Source organism: Arthrobacter sp. IK3, assembly GCF_051337705.1.
Classification (GTDB): domain Bacteria; phylum Actinomycetota; class Actinomycetes; order Actinomycetales; family Micrococcaceae; genus Arthrobacter_B; species Arthrobacter_B koreensis.
This window is the reverse complement of the sequence record NZ_JBPPSW010000011.1, coordinates 151,569-172,587: the sequence shown is the minus strand read 5'-3', so window position 1 is coordinate 172,587 and position 21,019 is coordinate 151,569. Positions and strand designations below refer to the sequence as shown.

General features: G+C 64.6%; 17 protein-coding genes, 1 pseudogene and 1 riboswitch. Of the genes and pseudogenes, 7 read left to right on the top strand and 11 right to left on the bottom strand.

The genetic code is table 11. The annotated features are described in order from the left end of the window. Window positions 1-73: 73 nt before the first annotated feature. Window positions 74-1,294, top strand: coding sequence for an NADP-dependent isocitrate dehydrogenase (locus tag ACSLGO_RS15165; protein ID WP_091607004.1), 1,221 nt, complete (start codon window positions 74-76; stop codon window positions 1,292-1,294). Between the two features lie 693 nt (window positions 1,295-1,987). On the opposite strand, the pseudogene ACSLGO_RS15160 reads toward ACSLGO_RS15165, so the two are convergent. The 11 genes and pseudogenes from ACSLGO_RS15160 to purU all read right to left on the bottom strand — a co-directional run. Then, window positions 1,988-2,431: pseudogene (locus ACSLGO_RS15160) on the bottom strand (Hsp20/alpha crystallin family protein); the annotation flags it as partial. A 188-nt stretch (window positions 2,432-2,619) separates the two neighbouring features. Further along, window positions 2,620-4,089: a glutamate--cysteine ligase gene (locus tag ACSLGO_RS15155; protein ID WP_436401402.1), complete on the bottom strand. Its 1,470-nt coding sequence runs from the start codon at window positions 4,087-4,089 to the stop codon at window positions 2,620-2,622. A gap of 134 nt (window positions 4,090-4,223) precedes the next feature. Next, a complete protein-coding gene (locus tag ACSLGO_RS15150; protein ID WP_377955959.1) occupies window positions 4,224-4,895 on the bottom strand; it encodes an ABC transporter ATP-binding protein in 672 nt (223 codons plus the stop codon). Between the two features lie 2 nt (window positions 4,896-4,897). After that, entirely contained in the window at window positions 4,898-6,547 is a 1,650-nt protein-coding gene (locus ACSLGO_RS15145; RefSeq protein ID WP_436401401.1) for an ABC transporter permease, read from the bottom strand. Between the two features lie 93 nt (window positions 6,548-6,640). Further along, a complete protein-coding gene (locus ACSLGO_RS15140; RefSeq protein WP_263128522.1) occupies window positions 6,641-7,765 on the bottom strand; it encodes a Gfo/Idh/MocA family protein in 1,125 nt (374 codons plus the stop codon). A gap of 191 nt (window positions 7,766-7,956) precedes the next feature. Beyond that, on the bottom strand, window positions 7,957-9,039 hold the full coding sequence (locus tag ACSLGO_RS15135) for a substrate-binding domain-containing protein (RefSeq protein ID WP_091606893.1): 1,083 nt from the start codon (window positions 9,037-9,039) through the stop codon (window positions 7,957-7,959). 67 nt (window positions 9,040-9,106) lie between these two features. Next, window positions 9,107-10,399: a multiple monosaccharide ABC transporter permease gene (mmsB, locus tag ACSLGO_RS15130; RefSeq protein ID WP_152274796.1), complete on the bottom strand. Its 1,293-nt coding sequence runs from the start codon at window positions 10,397-10,399 to the stop codon at window positions 9,107-9,109. Beyond that, window positions 10,396-11,973: a multiple monosaccharide ABC transporter ATP-binding protein gene (gene mmsA, locus ACSLGO_RS15125; RefSeq protein WP_386886551.1), complete on the bottom strand. Its 1,578-nt coding sequence runs from the start codon at window positions 11,971-11,973 to the stop codon at window positions 10,396-10,398. The genes mmsB and mmsA overlap by 4 nt, the downstream gene beginning before the upstream one ends. Before the next feature lie 236 nt (window positions 11,974-12,209). After that, the gene (locus tag ACSLGO_RS15120) at window positions 12,210-13,418 is read right to left on the bottom strand and encodes an ROK family transcriptional regulator (protein ID WP_263128523.1); all 1,209 of its coding nucleotides are present in this window, start codon (window positions 13,416-13,418) and stop codon (window positions 12,210-12,212) included. 162 nt (window positions 13,419-13,580) lie between these two features. Further along, window positions 13,581-14,105, bottom strand: coding sequence for a gamma carbonic anhydrase family protein (locus ACSLGO_RS15115; RefSeq protein WP_152274794.1), 525 nt, complete (start codon window positions 14,103-14,105; stop codon window positions 13,581-13,583). Window positions 14,106-14,177: 72 nt separating this feature from the next. Then, window positions 14,178-15,071 carry a formyltetrahydrofolate deformylase gene (purU, locus tag ACSLGO_RS15110; protein ID WP_436401409.1) on the bottom strand — a complete coding sequence of 298 codons (894 nt, stop codon included), beginning with the start codon at window positions 15,069-15,071 and terminating at the stop codon, window positions 14,178-14,180. 69 nt (window positions 15,072-15,140) lie between these two features. Here purU and ACSLGO_RS15105 point away from each other — a divergent pair, with 69 nt between their 5' ends. The 6 genes from ACSLGO_RS15105 to ACSLGO_RS15080 all read left to right on the top strand — a co-directional run bounded on the left by ACSLGO_RS15105 (window position 15,141) and on the right by ACSLGO_RS15080 (window position 20,875). Continuing rightward, a complete protein-coding gene (locus ACSLGO_RS15105) occupies window positions 15,141-15,683 on the top strand; it encodes a GNAT family N-acetyltransferase (protein ID WP_091606882.1) in 543 nt (180 codons plus the stop codon). 2 nt (window positions 15,684-15,685) lie between these two features. Further along, window positions 15,686-15,774, top strand: a riboswitch (ZMP/ZTP riboswitch). Between the two features lie 88 nt (window positions 15,775-15,862). Next, window positions 15,863-17,146 (top strand): serine hydroxymethyltransferase, encoded by a 1,284-nt coding sequence (gene glyA, locus ACSLGO_RS15100; RefSeq protein ID WP_377955953.1) that lies wholly within the window; start codon window positions 15,863-15,865, stop codon window positions 17,144-17,146. A 20-nt stretch (window positions 17,147-17,166) separates the two neighbouring features. Then, window positions 17,167-18,105, top strand: a complete 939-nt coding sequence (locus ACSLGO_RS15095) for a bifunctional methylenetetrahydrofolate dehydrogenase/methenyltetrahydrofolate cyclohydrolase (RefSeq protein ID WP_091606990.1) — start codon at window positions 17,167-17,169, stop codon at window positions 18,103-18,105. 94 nt (window positions 18,106-18,199) lie between these two features. Further along, window positions 18,200-19,159, top strand: a complete 960-nt coding sequence (locus tag ACSLGO_RS15090; protein WP_436401408.1) for an ABC transporter ATP-binding protein — start codon at window positions 18,200-18,202, stop codon at window positions 19,157-19,159. After that, a complete protein-coding gene (locus tag ACSLGO_RS15085) occupies window positions 19,152-20,024 on the top strand; it encodes an ABC transporter permease (protein ID WP_325787835.1) in 873 nt (290 codons plus the stop codon). Before ACSLGO_RS15090 ends, ACSLGO_RS15085 begins: the two co-directional genes overlap by 8 nt. Then, a complete protein-coding gene (locus ACSLGO_RS15080) occupies window positions 20,021-20,875 on the top strand; it encodes an ABC transporter permease (protein ID WP_091606874.1) in 855 nt (284 codons plus the stop codon). The genes ACSLGO_RS15085 and ACSLGO_RS15080 overlap by 4 nt, the downstream gene beginning before the upstream one ends. Window positions 20,876-21,019 lie beyond the last annotated feature (144 nt).

Genomic DNA, 21,019 nt, shown 5'->3' with positions numbered 1-21,019 from the left:
GAAACCAGACCCAAAAGCCGGGTCCCCGCATGTCTAAAGCCATGTCCGGACCCCCATTCCACAAGGAGACCGTGTGGCTGACAAAATCAAGGTTGTGGGCTCTGTCGTAGAGCTCGACGGCGACGAGATGACGCGGATCATCTGGCAGTTCATCAAGGACCGCCTGATCAACCCGTACCTGGACGTAGACCTGAAGTACTACGACCTCTCGATCCAGAACCGTGACGCCACGGATGACCAGGTCACCATCGACGCCGCCAACGCCATCAAGGAACACGGCGTGGGCGTCAAGTGCGCAACCATCACCCCTGATGAGGCACGCGTTGAAGAATTCGGTCTGAAGAAGATGTGGGTTTCCCCCAACGGAACCATCCGTAACATCCTTGGCGGCGTCGTCTTCCGCGAACCGATCATCATCTCCAACATCCCGCGCCTGGTCCCGGGCTGGAACAAGCCGATCATCATCGGCCGCCACGCACACGGCGACCAGTACAAGGCCACCAACTTCAAGGTTCCGGGTGCCGGCACCTTGACCCTGACCTACACCCCGGCTGACGGCGGCGAAGAGATCAAGACCCAGGTTGTCACCTACCCCGAAGAGGGCGGCGTGGCCATGGGTATGTACAACTTCAACGAGTCCATCAAGGACTTCGCCCGCGCATCCTTCGCCTACGGCCTGCAGCGCAACTACCCGGTGTACCTCTCCACCAAGAACACGATCCTGAAGGCCTACGACGGCCAGTTCAAGGACCTGTTCCAGGAAGTCTTCGACGCCGAGTTCAAGGACCAGTTCGAAGCAGCCGGCCTCACCTACGAGCACCGCCTGATCGATGACATGGTTGCCTCCGCTATGAAGTGGGAAGGCGGCTACGTCTGGGCCTGCAAGAACTACGACGGCGACGTCCAGTCGGACACGGTTGCCCAGGGCTTCGGCTCGCTGGGCCTCATGACCTCCGTGCTCATGACCCCGGACGGAAAGACCGTTGAGGCTGAAGCTGCACACGGCACCGTGACCCGTCACTACCGCCAGCACCAGCAGGGCAAGCCCACCTCCACCAACCCGATCGCTTCGATCTTCGCGTGGACCCGTGGCCTGATGCACCGCGGCAAGCTGGACAACACCCCCGAGGTCATCAACTTCGCCGAGACCCTTGAAGACGTAGTCGTCAAGACGGTCGAATCCGGCAAGATGACCAAGGACCTGGCACTGCTGGTCGGACCCGACCAGCCGTACCTGACCACCGAAGAGTTCCTCGCCGCACTGGACGAGAACCTCAAGGTGCGCCTGGGCTAAGACCCAAGCTTCACAGCGCAAAACAGCCAGCCCCGGTCCGGAAGGACTGGGGCTGGCTGTTTGTTTTCGGGCTGTCCGGTTCGACCGTTTAGCCCGGTGGTCCGTTCGACCGGTTCGCCCGGTGGTCCGGTTCGCCCGCCGGGCGGGCCGGAACGGCGGCAACGAAACTCCGTCGCTCGCAGAGCTCGCTTTGGAGTATTAAAGCCGCCTAACCCGGCCCGTCCGGCGGGCTGGCCTGGCACCTTGCGGACTCGTGGCGGGCGTCGGAGAGGGCCGCTGCGAGAACGCATGTGCGCGGTGACCCGGAGCCCCGGTGACCCGGTGCCACGAAGAGTTTGTGCCCCGAAGAGCCGTTTACCCGGTGCCCCGGTGACCCGGTACCCGGTGCCCCGAGACCCGGTGCCACGAAGACTCGGTGCCACGAAGACTCGGTGCCCCGAAGAGCCGTTTACCCGGTGCCCGGTGCCCCGAAGAGCCGTTGAGCAACTTGAGGGCTTATGAGCCGGCGGAACCCGAGCCAGACCCGGAACCGAATCCGCCTGAGCTGCTGCCGCCGCTCCCGGATCCGCTGGATCCGGAGCCCATGCCGCCCGAGGAGGCGCCGGCGGAGGAACCGGAGGAGCTGGAACCGGAGGAGCTGGAACCAGACGAGCCGCTGGATCCGCTCGAACCGGAGACGGATGAGATCAGGGGTTCGGAACTGGACTCACCGCTGATCACGTCGCCGCTGCTGCCGCTGTACGAGGAGGAAACCTCGATCTTGCGCGGCTTGGCACGTTCGCTCACCGGAATGAAGACGCTCAGCACACCGTTCTCATACTTGGCTGAGATGCCCTCGATATTGATGCCCTGGCCGAGGTTCAGCTGACGCAGGAACGTGCCGGATTCGCGTTCACGGTTCAGCCAGGTGGCGCCCTCAGGCACGTGGATGGTTCGTTCAGCCCGGATGGTCAGCAGCTGGCCATCAACATCCACATCGACCGACCCCGGATCTATACCGGGCAGGTCTGCGTTCAAGATGTAATGGTCGCCCTCTCGGTACAGATCAATTGGCATCAGCCGCAGCCGCTGCCGGGGATCCAAAAGGGCACCTGCCATGCGGTCCAGTTCGCGGAAAGGATCGAATTTCATGGCCATTCTCATCAACTCCTTTTCACCCGTCCCGATCAGACGGGTGGATGTGTTCTTCACTGACAGGAATAACGAAGGGTCGACTACTTGAGCGGCTGAATCAGGTTGAGTCAGGTCCACTCAAGAATGGAATTAGATTAGCACTCACCAATATCGAGTGCTAGGGGTCCGTGAAGAAATCAGTACCGGAGGAGTCAATTCAGCGGCCAGAGATGCACGGGTTCGTTGCTGTGCATGTGGTGCCAGTAGCGGCGGGTCATTTCCGCCAGAGCCGACGTCCGGTCGTAGCCCTCCGACTCCAGGTTCGACAGAACCGAAACCTGCCAGGACGCACCGTTCTGCTCCGTCCGCGCACGTTCCCGGATCACCGTCAGGTAGCGTTCGACCAGCTCGTCATCTACCCCCAGCTCGCGCAGCCCGTCCGCAGCCATGGGAATCAGGTGCCGGACCACCAGCTCGGTGACCGGTATGTCCCCAATGCCGGGCCAGTAGACCGTGGCGTCCAGTCCCAGCCGTGAGCAGGCCAGGAAATTATCCGCCGCCGTCTTGAACGCGGTACGGGTCCACAGGGGACGGTCCGCGGTACGCAGGGTCTGGACGAGGCCGTAGAAGAAGGCCGCGTTGGCGCTCACGTCCAGGACGGTGGGTCCGGCAGGCAGCACACGGTTTTCAAGCCGCAGATTGGGCGTGTGGGTACCCGGATCATAGATGGGCCTGTTCCACCGGTACACGGTGCCGTTGTGCAGCCGCAGCTCCGGCAGCAGGGGAGCGCCGGCATCCGTGGAACCGGAGCTGGTGGACGAGAGCTCGGGAAGCAGAGCGGGAAAATACCGCACGTTTTCTTCAAAGAGGTCAAAGATGGAGGTGATCCAGCGTTCGCCGAACCATACCCGGGGCCGCACACCCTGGTTGCGCATTTCCGGCGGCCGGGTGTCGATCGCCTGCTTGAAGAGTTCTATCCGGGTTTCCTGCCACAGCACATGTTCCAGGAAGATCGGCGAGTTCGCCGCCAGGGCAACCTGCGGTCCGGCAATCAGCTGGGCCGCGTTCCATGCCGGAGCGAAGTCGGCGGGGCTGACCTCGAGATGAAGCTGCAGCGAGGTGCAGGCTGCCTCCGGTGCAATGTTCTTCGCGTACCGGGTGAGGGACTCCGAACCGGTCAGTGAGAGGTACACGTCCTCGCCGCGCGCCTGGAGCACTGATGTGTTGAGCGCTTCGTAGCGTGCTCCGGAACTGATCCAGGCATCGCCGTCGAGCACGTCATTGGTGAGTGTGGGGAGGATTCCCACCATCAGGATGTTCGCGTCAGCCTTGGCCGCAAGCTCGTCAGCACGGTTCAACTGGCCGCGCAGGCTGTCCTCCAGTTCCTTCAGACCCTGTCCCTTGATGGACAGCGCGGGATGGTTCATCTCAATGTTGAAAGCGCCCATCTCCGTCTGGAACGCCGGATCAGCGATCTCCTCCAGCACGGACGAGTTCCGCAGCGCGGGAGTGAAGTCGTCATTGGTCAGGTTCAGTTCAAGTTCGACGCCGATGCTCGCGGTATCCGCGAACTGCGCTGTCCCGAGGAAGCCGGCAAACCGGTCCAGGTTCTCCAGCAGCCGGCGTCGGTAGCGGGTCCGCTCTTCGCGGCTGAAAGACCTGGCGTTGACCTCTGTTCCCATGGATGAACATAACCACGCCGGCGAAGCGATGTATAGCGTTGCACAGGGCCTCGTTTTGCCGTCTCCGGCAGCGGACGCGGAAGAGCCGTCCTCCCGGAACTTACGGTTTCCGGAAGGACGGCATGCGGCGGGCTTTACTCTTCCGTCAACGTACCTCTGGCGAGGCGCAGCCTGCGGTCTGTCTTAGCCGCCAGCGCCTGGTCATGGGTCACGACGAGGATGGTGGTGTTCTCCTGCTGCGCGAGGTTCCGAAGCAGCTCAATAATGAGCTCGCCCGTTTCCTCATCCAGGTTGCCCGTTGGCTCATCGGCGAGGACGAGCCTTGGCCTGTTGGCCAGCGCACGGGCAATGGAGACCCGCTGCTGCTGGCCCCCGGAGAGCCGGTTGGCGGGGCGTTGGTGCAGTTCCTCCGTCAGTTCCACCTCATTGAGCAGCGCAGCGGCACGTGCCATTCGCTCTGCTTTGCCGACGCCGGCGAACTCCATGGGAAGCATGACGTTCTCCAGCGCACTGAGGTTCGGAATCAGGTTGTACTGCTGGAAGACGAAGCCGATGTCCCTGCGGCGGTATTCGGTGAGCCGTCCCGGCGGCAGCTGGGAAATGTTCGTTCCATCCATGACCACATCCCCGCTGGTGGCGGTATCCAGCGCCCCCAGAATGGAGAGAAGCGTGGACTTGCCGCTGCCGCTTCGGCCCAGAATGGCCGCGAATGTGCCCTGCGGCAGGGAAAACGTCACCCCGTTGACTGGCCGGATCACGCCGTCGCCGGACGGGAATTCCTTCACTACGTTGCGGACTTCAAGCATTGTTACTCTCCTCGGAGGACTTCGATCGGACGGACGCGCGCGGTCATCAGGGCCGGTACCAGCGCACCGAAGGCCGCGATGAACAGCACGCCGCCGGCGCCCAGGGCAATGGTTCCGGGACCCACGGATGTTGTGACCGTGCCGATCAGTTCCGCGGTCTGGTCAAAGGAACCAAAGGGTCCGCCGGAACCAAAGGGCCCGCTGCCGGGGCCACCGGCCGGAGCGCCGTCCGGCGCCGTGCCCTGAGCCTGGCCATCAGTGGATTGGCCGTCAGACGGCCCGTCGGACGGTTGGCCGTCGGTGCCCGGAGGCGCCTGGAGGGCTTCGCCGCCCATGGCACCCGGACCCATGGAACCAGCCTCGATGCTGCTGCTTCCGGTGCTGCTGTCCACCAGGGCACTGGCTATCGGACCACTCGCGCCAACAGCAATAACAGACCCCAGGACAGCGCCGATCGCCACCAGAACCACTGCCTCAAGCACGAACTGCAGGCCGATGGTGCGGTTCGAGGCACCGACGGCTTTGAGAACACCGATCTCCCGGCGCCGCTCACGAATCACCATGATCATGATCAGCAGCACGATGAGTGCCGCCGCTGCCAGCGCAGCGATGAAGCCGACGAGGGAAATGGACTGCACGCCCGCCAGCGAGTTGATGGCCTCACTGAGCCCTGCCGTCTCGGCAGAAACATCAGCCCTGTCGGATCCGAGAGCGTCGGTTAGCGCAGTCTGGGTTGAATCAACGTTCTCCATGCTGTCAACGGTCACCAGGATCGAGGAAAGTTCCCCGGTCTGGCCGCTGAGTTCCTGGGCTGCGGCGAGCGGCAGGTACAGGGCATTGTTGTCGAAGACAGTTCCTGCGTCGAACACTCCGGCGACGGTGAAGGTGCGGCCAAGGGCCTCGAATGTTGAGCCGGCGGCCAGACCGTTTTCCTCGGCGAGAGAGGCACCCAAAAGCGCTTCGGTCGAGTTCGCCGAGTAATCGGTGATGGCCGTTCCGTCTGTCAGCGTCAGCTCGCTGCCATCAGCGGCTGCGGCCGTGCTGATGCCGGTCGCGGTGAGGGGCATCGCCGGCGGCGCCTGGGTTGCAGTGTTGCCGGAGGCGCCGTCCGAGGTGCCGCTGTTACGGGCACCGAGCGTCCCGGCGTCGACGGCGGACCGCAGGCTGGTGGATCCGGCCGTTGCCATGCCGCCGGGCCCGCGGGAGCCTGCCTGCGCGGGCTCGGACTGCGCGGGCTCGGGCTGGGCGGTGTCGGACTGGGCAGCGCCGGAGTCGCCACCGCCGGAGCCCTCCTGCGCGGCCGAATCCTCAGACCCCGACCCTGGATCCTCAGCAGACGCCGCGTCAGACGTGCTGAGCCGCAGGGAGAGGCTTCCCTCCGCGGCGGACACGTGCTCCACGGACCGGACGGTGTCGAGGTCCGAATTGGTCAGGGGCTCGCCGCCGCCTTCGAAGCCGCGGGATCCGGCAGGGTTGACCGTCAGCTGCGTCCCAATCTGGCTTTTCAGCTCCGCCACCTTGGCGCCGACTGCCTGGTGGGCCACCAGCATTGACAGGGCAAGGCCTATAGCCACAGCCAGGATGATGATGACGGCGCCGCTCCGCACTTTGTTGCGGAACGCGTTGCCCATGCTCCGGGCCAGAATATTCATCTTTCCTCCGTTGTTCAGTCACAGCGTTAAACCTGCGCGTTCCCAGCATCGGTGGTGATGCTGTGCGGCGCGCAGGCCTAACCTGTGACTGGACTAAGCGGAGTCGTGCAGTTTGCCGGCTCCCTGCAGGGACGCGGCCGGCCGCTCGTCGTTCGGGTACCGGACGCCGATCTGTGCGCGTACCTCATCAAAGAACTGCATTGTCTGCAGCGAGTCGGACAGCGGCATGGTCGGGCTCTCGGCTAGCCCTTCCTGGATGCAGCGCGTGACCTCCCGCAGTTCATAGGTGTAGCCGTTGCCAACCTGCTGGAAACGCTCCGTGCGGGACGGACCCATGTGCTGGTGGATGTGCAGTTCCACCGGGTTGTGCAGGGGAGCCCCGGTGCGGACCCACCCTTCGCTGCCGCAGATCGTTGCGGTGCGGGGACCGGATGCGAGCAGCGAGGAAGTTAGCTGAGCCTGCGCACCGGAGTCGTAGCCCAGGTTCAGCGCGTTCTGGGTGTCCACGCCGTCGGCGTTCAGCGTGCCTGAGGCCTGGACCCGCTGGGGGAAGCCAAGCGCACCTACCGCGAGGGTCAGCGGATAGACCGTGAGGTCCAGCAGCGCCCCGCCGCCGGCGGCAGGATCCCAGAGCCGGCTGGCCGGGTCGTACGGGGCAGGGAAGCCAAGGTCCGCCTGGACCCACTGGATCTCACCCAGCTCACCGCTGGAGATGATTTCCCACAGCCGGTTGATGCAGGGAAGGAACCGGGTCCACACAGCTTCCATCAGGAAGACGCCCCGGCGGCCGGCGATCTCGATCAGGTCTGCCAGCTCCGCGGCGTTGATGGTGATCGATTTTTCGCATAGTACGTGCTTGCCGGCCTCGAGTGCCTCGCGGGCCAGCTCATAGTGCTGGGCGTGCGGGGAAGCGATATAGACGACGTCGACTTCCGGGTCTGCGAACAGCTGGCGGTAGCCCTTGCCGCGCGCCTCGTCGTCGTAATAGCTCGATGCAAAACCGAAGCGGTCAGCGAAGTCGACGGCGGTGGCCTCGGAACGTGAACTCACTGCCTGCAGGACGGCGTCCTCGAGCCTGGCGATGTCTTCGGTGACCCGGCCGGCGATCCTGCCGGTGGCAACTACGCCCCATCGAAGGGTGCGGCCGGTGGCCTGCACCGGGCTGGGCGCCCCCTGGAGGACGCACGGCGGTGTGCGGATAAACTGCGGGGCGTTCATATTCCTCGGCTCTCAATCTGTGGCGTGGCTGGCTGGTGTCTCGGTATGAGGACTACCCTATGGTCCCCGGCCTGCGGCTGCCCAGTCCCGACGCCGGGACGGGGCAGCCGCAGGCCGGGACCGGTACTGAAAAAGCCCGGGCTGCCTCCCGCGAGGAAGGCAGCCCGGGCCGCATGTGTCAGCGCTGTGGACTACTTGACCAGTTCGGCCAGCGTCGGATCGTTGGCGTAAGCCTCTGCAGCGTTGTCCTTGGTGACGATCTGCGGTTCCAGCAGGTAAGCCGGAACAACCTTCACGCCGTTGTCGTAGGACTCGTCGTCGTTGATTTCCAGCTCTTCGCCGGCGCCGAGGCCCTTGACCATGTCAATGGTGTGGTTAACCAGGGCACGGGTGTCCTTGTTGATGGTGGAGTACTGGACGCCTTCCATGATGGATTTCACGGACTCAACTTCGGAATCCTGGCCGGTCACGACCGGAACCGGCTTGCCGGCAGCGGAGACGGAGGTCAGGATGGCGCGGGCCAGGGTGTCGTTGGGGGACAGGACGCCGTCCAGTTCCTCCGAACCGTAGGAACCCGAGAGCAGGGTATCCATGCGCTTCTGGGCGTTCTCGGCCTTCCAGCCCTGGGTGACAGCCTGGTTGAACTCGGTCTGGCCGGAAACAACGTTCAGGTTGCCGGCTTCGATTTCCGGCTTCAGGACGTCCATGGCGCCGTCGAAGAAGACCTGTGCGTTGGCATCATCGGGGGAGCCGGCGAACAGTTCGATGTTCCACGGGCCTTCGGGCTTGTTGGCCTTCATTCCGTCCAGCAGGGCCTGGCCCTGGAGCTGGCCGACCTGGAAGTTGTCATAGGCGACGTAGTAGTCGACGTTCTCGGTGTTGGTCAGGAGGCGGTCGTAGGCGATGACGGTGATGCCGGCATCCTTGGCTTCCTGCAGCTGCGAGCCGAGCTGGGCGCCGTCGATGGCACCGACAACCAGGACCTTGACACCGTTGGTGATCATGGAGCTGATCTGGTTCTGCTGCTCGGAGACGCCGCCGTTGGCGAACTGGACCTGCGGCTCGTAGCCGGCTTCCTTCAGGCCGTCGTTGAACAGGCCTTCTGCCAGGACCCAGTTTTCCGAGGTCTTCTGGGGCAGGGCTACGCCGATTGCCGATCCCTCTTCGAAGCCGGCAGCATCGCCGGTGGAAGCTTCGTCGGCACGGCCGCAGGCGGACAGCGACAGCGCTGCCACCGTGGCGACTACGGCAAATGACTTTGCGAACTTGCGCATGGTGTTCCTTTTCTTGATGGGTGGTGCGGTGGTTTTTTGTCGTGCGGATCGAGGGGCCCGGTGGGGCCTAGGCATCCGTTCCGATGGTGGACTTGGTGCCGGTGGGCATTTCAGGCTTCGGATTCACCGGGGCGGGGACAGTGAGCTTGTCCTTGGACCCGAAGTTCTTCATCATCAGGCCGATGATGGAGGGCCTGCCCTGGGTCTTGTTGTAGACATCCAGTGCAACGGCGATCAGCAGGACCAGGCCCTTGATGATGGAGGTCAGGTCCGCGCCGATGCCCAGCAGCTGCAGGCCGTTGTTCAGCACGGCCATGACCAGGCCGCCGACGATCGAGCCGACCACGGTGCCGACACCGCCGGAAACGGCCGCGCCGCCAATGAAGACTGCCGCAATGGCATCCAGCTCCCAGCCGGTGCCGTCGAACGGGCCGGAGGCAGTGGAGCGGGCAACGAAGATCATGCCGGCGAGGGACGCCAGGATGGACATGTTCATCATGACCAGGAAGTTGACCTTCTTGCTCCGAACGCCGGAGAGCTCGGCAGCGTGGAGATTGCCGCCCACGGCGTAGACGTGGCGGCCGACCACGGTCTTGGTGGAGATGAACACGTACAGGACCACCAGGGCAGCCAGGATAATGCCGGATACCGGGAAGGAGGTGCCCGGACGGCCCGTGGAGAAGAGGTACGTGGCGTACAGGATGGCAGCTACCAGCAGGCCGGTCTTCGTGGCGGAAACCCAGGCCGGGGGATTGACGGAACCGATCTTGACGGTCTTCGCACGGCGGCGCATTTCACCGATGATCACGACGGCGGCGAGAACCAGGCCCAGGAGCAGGGTGAGGTTGTTGTAGCCGGTGTCCGGGCCGATCTCCGGCAGGTAGCCTGCGCCGATGAACTGGAATTCCTGCGGTACTGGAACGGTGTTGGACTTGCCGATGTACTGGTTGGCACCGCGGAAGATCAGCATGCCGGCGAGCGTGACAATGAACGCCGGGATGCCGACGTACGCCACCCAGAGCCCCTGCCAGGCGCCGATGGCGGCACCGATCAGCAGGCCGAGCAGGATGCCTGCCCACCACGGAATGCCCCAGTCCCGCATGGCCATAGCCACGATGATTCCCGTGACGGCGGCGACGGAGCCAACCGAGAGGTCAATGTGCCCGGCAATGATCACAAAGACCATGCCGACGGCCAGGATCAGGATGTAGGAGTTGCCGTTGAACAGGTTGATCATGTTCGTGGGCGTGAGGGTCTTGCCTCCGGTCAGCCACTGGAAGAGGCCGATCAGGACGACAAGGGCAAAGATCATGCCGAACTGGCGGCCGTTGCCGCTCAGCAGCTGTTTGATGGCTTTCATGAAAGGGGTCCTTGGGTGGCGAGGTCGGGGGTGTGCTTGCCGGCGGAGGTCATGAGCCTCATGAGGTTTTCCTGGCTGGCATCAGCCTTGGAAACCTCACCGGTGATAGCGCCTTCGAAGATGGTGTAGATGCGGTCGGAGAGACCAAGGAGCTCGGGAAGCTCCGAGGAGATCACGATCACGCCCTTGCCCTGGTTGGCCAGCTGCTGGATGATCCCGTAGATCTCGTACTTGGCACCGACGTCGATGCCGCGGGTTGGCTCATCGAGGATCAGCAGGTCCGGGTCGGTGAACATCCACTTGGCCAGGACAACCTTCTGCTGGTTGCCGCCGGACAGCTTGGAGACACCTTCATCCACGGTGGGTGCCTTGGTCCGCAGGCTTTTGCGGTAGTCCTCCGCGTAGCGGTATTCCTCGTCTTTGTCGACGACCAGGCCCTTGGTGATCTTCTTCAGGTTCGAGGCCACGGTGGTGGCCTTGATGTCATCAAGCAGGTTCAGGCCGAGGGTCTTGCGGTCCTCGGTGACGTAGGCGAGGCCATGGCTGATGGCCTGCGGAACGTTCCGGAAGCTGACTTCCCGGCCGTCCTTGATGATCGTGCCGCTGATGTAGTTGCCGTAGGAGCGTCCGAAGATGGACCGGGCCAATTCAGTGCGTCCGGCGCCCATCAGGCCGGCGAAGCCGACAATCTCGCCGCGGCGGACGTGGAAGTTCGATCCCTTGCAGACCATGCGGTCCGGCACGGTGGGGTGGCCAACGGTCCAGTCCCGGACTTCAAAGAACACTTCGCCGATGTTCGGGGTGTGGTCCGGGAAGCGTGACTCGAGCGATCGGCCCACCATGCCTTTGATGATGCGGTCTTCGTTCGCGCCGTCGACTGCGACGTCGATGGTTTCGATGGACTTGCCGTCACGGATGATGGTGATTGAATCGGCGATCTGCTCGATCTCATTGAGCTTGTGGGAGATCATGATGCAGCTGATGCCCTTGGAACGCAGTCCGGCCATCAGGTCCAGCAGGTGCTGGGAATCGGTTTCGTTCAGGGCCGCGGTGGGTTCGTCCAGGATCAGAAGCTTCACCCGCTTGCTCAGCGCCTTGGCGATTTCCACCAGCTGCTGCTTGCCGACGCCGATGTCCTTGATGGGCGTGGTGGGATCCTCTTCGAGTCCCACCCGGGCCATCAGCTCGGAGGCTTCGAGGTTCGCGCGGTCCCAGTCGATGAAACCGAAGCGGCGCGGCTCGTTGCCCAGGAAGATGTTCTCCGCGATGGAGAGTTCCGGGATCAGGGCGAGTTCCTGGTGGATGATGACGATTCCGGCCGCTTCGGAGGAACGGATGTCCTTGAACTGGACAACCTCTCCCTGGAAGACGATTTCGCCCGTGTAGGTCCCGTACGGGTAAACCCCGGAGAGAACCTTCATGAGGGTGGACTTTCCGGCTCCGTTTTCGCCGCAAATGGCGTGGATCTCACCGGCTTTTACGCTGATGGAGACGTCAGAAAGTGCCTTGACGCCGGGAAATTCCTTGGTGATGGAACGCATTTCCAGAATGGTGTGGTTATGCGGCATCTGCATGTTCCCCGCTGTAGGGGCACTGGACGCTGAGCGCTCCAGTTGCCCGAGCTGCAACTGCTGCTCGCATACGTGCCTCCCGTTGTGACTTCTTTGTCTAGCTACTGACCCGTAACAGTGGGTCGATAGAGAAGTAAACTCTTATTCCTTGCTTGTCGTCAAGTCTTGAACACAAGGCGGAAACAAGATGAAAAAACATAGATTCTAAATAAATGGATGTTCCGAAGAAACGCCTCAGGTCAGAGCACTGCGTCGGCCATGGCCAGAACCAGCGCGGCCGCACCGAGCGCTTCGGCGCGGTCGCCCAGGGATGACATCGTAACGGTGGTGGTTTCCCCGATCAGCGGCACCGCGTGGCGCAGCAGCCCGCGCTCGATCGGATTCAGGAATGCGTCGCCCAGCTCGGTCAGGGAACCGCCGACGACGATCACCTCCGGATTCAGTGCGTTGGCAATGCCTGCCACGGCCCGTCCCACGGCCATACCGGCGTCGTCCACCACCCGCAGGGTTGCCGGGTCCCCGGCCGCTGCCTGGCGGATGATGTCCGTTGTGGTCACCGGTTCGGCTGCTGCCCGGCTGAGCAGGTCGATCATCGTGGCCGTTGAAGCCACCGTTTCGAGGCAGCCGCGGTTGCCGCACCGGCAGATGAGCCCCTGGTCGGAAATGGTGGCGTGCCCTATTTCGCCGGTGATTCCCACATGCCCGTAGAACAGGGACCCGTTGATCACCAGCCCGGCACCGATGCCCGTGGCCACCTTGACGAAGATGAGGTTCTCGCAGCCGCCGTGCGGGCCCCAGGTGACCTGGGCCAGGGCACCCAGGTTCGCATCGTTGTCGATGTGGACCGGGACCCGGAGGCGAACGGCAAGGTCTTCGCGCATGTTGATCCCGACCCATTCGGGCAGGATGGCCCCGCGCACCACGGTGCCGCTGCGCCGGTCGATGGGGCCGGGGATGCCGACGCCGGCGCCCAGCACGCGGTCCCGGCCGACGTCCGCAGCGGCAAGGACGGAGTCGAACAGTTCCGCGGCGGCGTCCATGCCTTCATCGGCGCTGTGGCCGGCGGGAAGGGAGATCGAGTCTTCTCCGATGATCCGGTAGCCAAGCGTGGCCAGCACTACCCGGACGTGGCGCCGGCCGATGTCGATGCCGGCTGCCACCGCGCCGGTGTCATTCAGCCGCACCGACAGGGCACGGCGGCCTGAACTGGTGGTGGGCTCCGTCTTGACCAGGCCCGAGTCCGACATGTGCCGCACAATGTTTGACACGGTGGCGCTGGAAAGGCCCGTGGCCCGGGAGAGCTCGGCCTGGGTCTGGGGCCCGGCTGCAAGCAGCGCATCCTGGATGCGCTGCTGATTGCGGGCCCGCAGTGCGGTCTGGGAACCAGGTTTTGTTCGCCGGCCGGCGGCAGGAAGTGCCCTCATCGTCGAGGGTGATTCGGCAGACATAGAGTTCAGCGTCCTATACAGGGGGCTTGTCGTCAAGAATTGAACGCAACGTGTTTTGCACGGTGGGAAGTTACTTGTCCGGCCGGGAGCCGGGAAACCGGCGGAGGGCAGGGGAGCGGAAAGGCAGGGACCGGAGCGGGCCGGGCGGGGACCGGAGCGGGCCTAGCTTCCAGCCAGCGCCTCGCGGTGCTCCGCCGCCATCTCCAGGTAATGCGCCGCGTTGCGCTGGACCGCCTCGAATTCCTCATCGCTCAGTGTGCGCCGGACCTTGGCCGGAACGCCGGCAACCAGCGATCGCGGCGGAACCTGGGTGCCCTCGAGTACCAGGGCTCCTGCAGCGACGAGCGAGCCGGCACCAATCACCGCTCCGTTCATGATGGTTGCACTCATGCCCACCAGGCAGTCGTCCTCAACCGTGCATCCGTGGACGACGGCGCTGTGGCCCACGCTGACCCGGTCGCCTACCGTGGTGGGAAACCCGGGATCCGCGTGCAGCACCACGTTGTCCTGCAGGTTTGTTCCCGTGCCCACCCGGATCGAGCTGGAGTCTCCGCGCACGCAGACACCGTAGAAGGCGCTGGCACCCGGACCCAGTTCGACGTCGCCGATCACGGACGCCGTGGGTGCCAGGAAAACGGACGGGTCGATGACGGGAGTCTTGCCGCGGAGGGTAACGATGTGGGCCATGTGACAACTCTAGCGGGCGGCGGCACGGGGGATGGGATACCCCTGCCGCCGCCAGACGGCGAAGGCACGGGCCTAGTTGAAGACGATGGTCCGGCGGCCGTCAAGCAGAACGCGGTGTTCGGCGTGCCACTGCACGGCCTTCGAGAGGGTGCGTCCCTCCACTCCGGCGCCCAGGGCCGCGAGGCGCTGGGCGGTCCGGGAATGGTCCACCCGGATGACCTCCTGCTCGATGATCGGTCCCTCGTCCAGGTCCGACGTGACGTAGTGGGCCGTGGCTCCGATCAGCTTCACGCCGCGGGCATGCGCCTGGTGGTACGGGCGGGCACCCTTGAAGGAGGGGAGGAAGGAGTGGTGGATGTTGATCGCCCGGCGGGAGAGTTCCTGGCAGAGTTCGTTGCTGAGGATCTGCATGTACCGGGCCAGCACTACCAGCTCGATGTCCAGCTCCGCCATGAGTGTACGGAGCTGGTCCTCCGCTTCCTGCTTGGTGTCCGCGGTGACCGGGATGTGGTGGAAGGGAATGCCGTAGAACTCGGCGAGGCCGGCGAGGTCACGGTGGTTGGAGACGATTGCGGGGATCTCGATGGGCAGGTTGCCGGCCCGCTGCTGGAAGAGCAGGTCATTGAGGCAGTGCCCGTCCTTGGACGCCATGATCAGCGTGCGCACCGGTACGCCTGCGCGGTGCAGTTCCCAGTCCATGCCGAACTGGCCTGCCACCGGGGCAAGAAGGGAGCGGACGCCGTCGTAGGTTCCCGGAGCTGTGAAGTCAACGCGCATGAAGAAGGTGCCGGAGTCCGGGCTGCCGTACTGCTGAGACTCCGTGATGTTTCCGCCTGCCCCGGCCAGGGCGCCGGAGACGGCGTGGACGATTCCGGGCCGGTCGGCACAGGATAGCGTCAGGGTGTAGGCACCGGAGCCTGCAGCGGCGCCGTCGTCGAAGGACGGGGAAACGGGGGAAGCCGGCAGCCCGGCAGTGGCATCTTCTCTCACCTTCCCAAGGTTACCGCCCGGGGCGCCACGGCCTAGGCTGGGTGAATGGACGTTACTTTCGCCCCGCTCATGGATAAGGACGAAGAGGAGCTGGTCAGGTTCCTGACCACCAACAGTTTTCCGTTCCACCGCATTACCGCGCCCTCCGAGGAACTGGTGCGCCGGCTGCTGCTGGAGGGCAGGTTTGAGTCCGACGGCGTGTGCACCTTCTGGGTCTTCGGCGACAACCACCGGATGGGCCTGGTCATCCTCGAAAACCTCAACGAGGACACTGCGTATTTTGATCTGCGGCTGGTGGAGGAGCACCGGGGCGGGGGCAAGGGTGTCCCCGTGCTGAAGGCCCTGACGGACAAGGTATTCACGGACCACCCGCACCTGCGCCGTTTCGCGGGCAGGATGCGGGAAGACAACATTGCCATGCGCAAGACGCTGCTGCGCTCCGGTTTTGTGAAGGAAGGCCACCTGCGCCAGGAGTGGCCGCTGCCGGACGGGCAGCGGGTGGCGGAAGTTGCCTACGGCCGGCTGCGGTCTGACTGGGAAGCCGGAACCGTTACCGGTTTTGAGTGGGAGGATCTGGACGCACGGTAGGATGAAACCGTCGCGACTGGCGTTGGGTGGGTAACCACCAGGAAGCGGCACAGCAGGAAGATACCGCGGATCGCACGCCTGGGCCTTCGGTCAAGTTGTCATCTGTTTGTCATGCCCGGACCCCGGGGGTGCCCGGCAGGTAGCCTGACCTATAGAACACCCTTCCCCAGGAGATCCACGTGAGACTATCCACCCAGCCCGTCACCAACGCCCCTCTCTCCGAGGTTGACCCGGAGATCGCCGCAGTCCTGGACGGGGAACTGGCCCGCCAGCGCAACACGCTGGAAATGATCGCTTCCGAAAACTTCGCACCGCGTGCGGTCCTGGAAGCCCAGGGTTCCGTCCTGACCAACAAATATGCCGAGGGCTACCCCGGACGCCGCTACTACGGCGGCTGCGAGCAGGTGGACGTAGCCGAGAACCTCGCCATCGAGCGGGTCAAGGCCCTCTTCGGCGCCGAGTTCGCCAACGTGCAGCCGCACTCCGGCGCGCAGGCCAATGCCGCTGCCCTGGCAGCACTGATCAAGCCCGGAGACAAGATCATGGGCCTGAACCTGGCCCACGGCGGGCACCTGACCCACGGCATGAAGCTGAACTTCTCCGGCAAGCTCTACGAAGTTGCCGCCTACGGCGTGGACGAGAAAACCTGCCGCGTGGACATGGACAAGGTCCGGGAACAGGCGCTCGCCGAGAAGCCGCAGGTCATCATTGCCGGCTGGTCCGCCTACCCGCGCCAGCTGGACTTCGAGGCGTTCCGTTCCATTGCTGACGAAGTTGGTGCCTACCTCTGGACCGACATGGCGCACTTCGCGGGACTGGTGGCGGCGGGGCTGCACCCGAGCCCGGTGCCGTACTCCGACGTCGTGACCTCCACGGTCCACAAGACCCTCGCCGGTCCCCGCTCCGGCATGATCCTGGCCAGGGAAGAATTCGGCAAGAAGATCAACTCCAGCGTTTTCCCCGGCCAGCAGGGCGGCCCGCTGATGCACGTCATCGCAGCCAAGGCCGTGGCCTTCAAGGTGGCCGGTTCGGAAGAATTCCGCGAGCGGCAGGAACGCGTCCTGGAAGGCGCCCGCATCATCGCTGACCGGCTAACCGCGGCTGACGTGGCGGAACACGGCGTTTCGGTACTGACCGGCGGCACGGACGTGCACCTGATCCTGGTGGACCTGCGCAACTCCGAACTGGACGGCAAGCAGGCCGAAGACCTGCTGCACTCGGTGGGCATCACCGTGAACCGCAATTCGATTCCGTTCGATCCGCGCCCGCCGATGGTCACCTCCGGATTGCGTATCGGCACCCCGGCCCTGGCCACGCGCGGCTTCGGTGCGAAGGAATTCACCGAGGTGGCTGAGATCATTGCCGCAGCGCTGAAGCCCGCCCCGGACACGGAGGCACTGCGCCGCCGGGTCACCGCACTCGCCGAGGACTTCCCGCTCTACCCGGGCCAGGAGGAATGGTAAACGTGGAAAAAGGCACGAACATGGAAGGCTCCGTGGAAACCGCAGAGGAAACCGCCCCCGCCACCGCCCAGCTGCTTGACGGCATCCAGGCGGCCAAGGACATCAAGGCAGAGCTCGCCGAGCGCATCCAGGTCCTCAAGGACGAGCACGGCATCACTCCGGGCCTGGCCACCGTACTGGTAGGCGATGACCCGGCAAGCCACTCCTACGTGGGCGGCAAGCACAAGGACTGCGCCCAGGTTGGCATTAACTCCATCCGCCGCGACCTTCCTGCCGACATCAGCCAGGAAGAGCTGGAGAAGGTCATCGACGAGCTGAACGAGGACCCGGCTGTCACCGGCTACATCGTCCAGCTCCCGCTGCCCAAGCACCTGGACACCAACGCGGTTCTGGAGCGGATTGCCCCGGAGAAGGACGCCGACGGCCTGCATCCGGTCAACCTGGGCCGCCTGGTGCTCAACGTCTCGGATCCGATGACCTCGCCGCTGCCGTGCACCCCGCACGGCATTGTGCAGCTGCTGGTGCGCAACGGGCTGGTCCTGACCGGCAAGAACGTCCTGGTGATCGGCCGCGGAGTCACCGTGGGCCGGCCGCTGGGACTGCTCCTGACCCGCCGGCAGATCAACGCCACGGTGACCCTGGCGCACACCGGCACGGTCAACCTGCCCGAACTGCTGGCTGAGGCCGACGTCGTTGTTGCGGCCGCAGGCTTCCCCGGCATGATCAAGGCCGCCGAGCTCAAGCCGGGCGCCATCGTCCTGGACGTGGGCGTCACCCGGGTTACCGACCCGGAGACCGGTAAGACCACCCTGAGCGGCGACGTCGAAAAGGACGCGGCGTCCGTCGCGTCCTGGATGTCGCCGAACCCCGGCGGTGTGGGCCCAATGACCCGGGCCATGCTGCTGGCCAACGTGGTTGAAGCCGCGGAGCGCAGCGTGGGAATCCTCCCCGGCGCTTAGGCCACCGGTACAACACGCAGGCCCGTCCTCCACGCAGGAGGGCGGGCCTGCGTGTTTCCCCCGCGCCCTGCACTATGATTGCCGGGTGCCGCAGATCACAACTTCCAAGACTTCCGCTGTCAGCGGCTTCCAGGGCCCGGTTATCGCCGCGTCGAACCTCACCAAGTCCTACGGGGACTTCACTGCCGTAGACGGAATCAGCTTCGAGGTTCCGGCAGGGGAGGCCTTCGGGCTCCTTGGCCCGAACGGCGCCGGCAAATCCACCACCATGAAGATGATTGGCGGAGTCTCCCGCAGCACCTCCGGTGAGCTGGCGATCATGGGCCTTGATCCCAACACGAACGGACCGGAGGTCCGGGCCCACCTCGGCGTGGTTCCGCAGCAGGACAACCTGGATGAGGAACTGCGCGTCCGGGACAACCTGCTTGCCTACGGCCGCTACTTCGGACTGCCCAAAAGCTACCTGCAGCCCAAAGCGGACGAACTGCTGGAGTTCGCCCAGCTCACGGACAAGGCCAAGGCGCGGGTGGATGACCTCTCCGGCGGCATGAAGCGCCGGCTGACCATCGCCCGCTCACTCATCAACGATCCCAGGATCCTGCTGCTGGACGAGCCCACCACCGGGCTGGATCCGCAGGCCCGCCACATCCTCTGGGACCGGCTCTTCCGGCTCAAGGAAGCCGGCGTCACGCTGATCCTCACCACCCACTACATGGACGAAGCCGAGCAGCTCTGCGATCGGCTGATCGTGGTGGATAAGGGCACCATCATGGCTGAAGGATCTCCCGCAGCCCTGATCCGCACCCACTCCTCCCGAGAAGTGGTGGAGCTGCGCTTCGGATCCGAACGCAACACCACGGTTGCCGCGGAACTGGACGGAATCGGGGAACGGATCGAGACGCTGCCGGACAGAGTGCTGATTTACGCGAACGACGGCGAGGCGGCGCTGGAGGCGGTCAGTGCCCGCGGCCTGCGGCCCATCACCTCGCTGGTCCGGCGTTCCTCGCTGGAGGACGTCTTCCTCCGCCTCACCGGCAGGAGCCTCGTTGACTGAGCAGCGCACCCACGCCGTCCTGGGACTCCGGTCCCCGCTTACTCCCGAGGAAACCGCCCGCAGGGCCAGGCGCTTCGGTGCCTTCTACTATGCGGAGCACTGGCTGCGCCGGATGCGCGGCTACGGAATTACCGTGCTGGTCACGGCCGTCGGAACTCCGCTCGTCTACCTCTTCGGCATGGGAATCGGACTCGCCTCGCTGGTGGACACCGGGACCAACGCGGCATTCGAAGCGGGAAACGGCAGCTCGGTCTCCTACCTGATGTTCGTGGCGCCGGCCCTGCTGGCGACGGCGGCGATCATGGTCTCCAGCGAGGAAAACACCTACACGGTGATGTCCGGCTTCAAATGGCGGCGGACCTACTACGGGCCGAACGCATCGCCGCTGTCCAGCGGTCAGCTGGTGGACGGGCACGTGCTGGGGCTCGGCGTGCGGCTGCTGATCACCTGTGGCGCCTACTTCGGGTTCCTCCTGTTGTTCGGCGCGGCCGGCCAGCCAACCACAGCCTGGCTGATGATTTTCTCGGCCATCCTGGGCGGGCTCGCCTTCGGGCTGCCGCTGATGGCGTACAGCGCGTCGATCACCGAGGACCGCGGACAGTTCGCCATGGTGCAGCGGTTCATCGTCATGCCGCTGTTCCTGTTCTCCGGCACCTTCTTCCCGCTGGATACCCTGCCCCTGGTGATCCGCTGGATTGGCTGGATCTCCCCGCTGTGGCACGCCACCGAACTGGGCCGGCTGTTCAGCTACGGCCTGGCCGAGCCACCCCTGCTGACAGTTGTACACGTTGCCTACCTCTTGGCACTTGCAACAGGCGGCTGGGTCCTGGCACGGCGCACTTTCACCCGGAGGCTTGGCAAATGAGTACTGGACCCCAGACCGGCGCAGCGGAGTTCCTTGCGCCCACGTCACCGGGAGTGGCAGGGAACCGCTTCCTGGGTTCCCTGTACGCCCGGAATATCCGCGCAGTCTTTGCCCGCGGGCTCAAGGCCACCTGGGGAACCAACTGGTCCATCATGATCAGCGGCTTCGTCGAACCCGTGCTGTACCTGCTCGCCATGGGAATCGGACTGGGCGCGCTCATTGGCACGGTCACGGGTCCGGGCGGGGAACAGATCAGCTACGCGGCGTACATCGCCCCGGCGCTGCTGGCCGTATCCGCCATGAACGGCGCGGTGTACGACTCCACCATGAACGTGTTCTTCAAGCTGAACTACGCCCGGCTCTATGAGGGCATGCTGGCCACGTCGCTGGGTCCGCTGGACGTTGCACTGGGGGAGATCCTGCTGGCGCTGCTCCGCGGAGCCATGTATGCCACCGGGTTCACCGCCGTCATGGCAGCGATGGGCCTGGTGACCTCACCAACCGCGCTGCTGATGATTCCGGCGGCGGTAGTCGTGGCTTTTGGATTCGCGTCCTTCGGGATGGCGATCACCAGCTACATGAAGACCTTCCAGCAGCTGGACTGGGTGAGCTTCGTGATGCTTCCGATGTTCCTGTTCTCAGCCACCTTCTATCCGCTGAGTGTCTACCCGCAGGCCGTGCAGTGGCTGATCCAGGCACTGCCCCTGTGGCACGGCGTGGAGATGCTGCGCCAGATCAGCGCCGGAGCGTTCAGCCTGGCAACGGCCGGCCACCTGCTCTATTTCGTAGTGATGATCGCGATCGGCCTGATGGTCACTACCCGCCGGCTCGAAGCACTGTTCCAGAAGTAGCGGCAGCGGAACCGGGCCGGGCACCCGCGGGTGCATCCCGCTGCCCGCGCGTGAATCCCTCGGATCCCGCCCGCGCCGCCCGCCCCTCGGATCCCGCCCGCCCCTCGGATCACGCCCGCGCCGCCCACCCCTCGGCTGCGGATG

Excerpts from the sequence above, each read along its gene's own strand:
- mmsA (WP_386886551.1), bottom strand. The coding sequence starts at position 11,973 with ATGCAGATGCCGCATAACCACACCATTCTGGAAATGCGTTCCATCACC.
- ACSLGO_RS15115 (WP_152274794.1), bottom strand. The coding sequence starts at position 14,105 with ATGGCCCACATCGTTACCCTCCGCGGCAAGACTCCCGTCATCGACCCG.
- ACSLGO_RS15080 (WP_091606874.1), top strand. The coding sequence starts at position 20,021 with ATGAGTACTGGACCCCAGACCGGCGCAGCGGAGTTCCTTGCGCCCACG.
- ACSLGO_RS15155 (WP_436401402.1), bottom strand. The coding sequence starts at position 4,089 with ATGGGAACAGAGGTCAACGCCAGGTCTTTCAGCCGCGAAGAGCGGACC.
- ACSLGO_RS15150 (WP_377955959.1), bottom strand. The coding sequence starts at position 4,895 with ATGCTTGAAGTCCGCAACGTAGTGAAGGAATTCCCGTCCGGCGACGGC.
- ACSLGO_RS15145 (WP_436401401.1), bottom strand. The coding sequence starts at position 6,547 with ATGAATATTCTGGCCCGGAGCATGGGCAACGCGTTCCGCAACAAAGTG.
- mmsB (WP_152274796.1), bottom strand. The coding sequence starts at position 10,399 with ATGAAAGCCATCAAACAGCTGCTGAGCGGCAACGGCCGCCAGTTCGGC.
- ACSLGO_RS15095 (WP_091606990.1), top strand. The coding sequence starts at position 17,167 with ATGGAAGGCTCCGTGGAAACCGCAGAGGAAACCGCCCCCGCCACCGCC.
- ACSLGO_RS15135 (WP_091606893.1), bottom strand. The coding sequence starts at position 9,039 with ATGCGCAAGTTCGCAAAGTCATTTGCCGTAGTCGCCACGGTGGCAGCG.
- ACSLGO_RS15140 (WP_263128522.1), bottom strand. The coding sequence starts at position 7,765 with ATGAACGCCCCGCAGTTTATCCGCACACCGCCGTGCGTCCTCCAGGGG.
- ACSLGO_RS15105 (WP_091606882.1), top strand. The coding sequence starts at position 15,141 with ATGGACGTTACTTTCGCCCCGCTCATGGATAAGGACGAAGAGGAGCTG.
- ACSLGO_RS15120 (WP_263128523.1), bottom strand. The coding sequence starts at position 13,418 with ATGTCTGCCGAATCACCCTCGACGATGAGGGCACTTCCTGCCGCCGGC.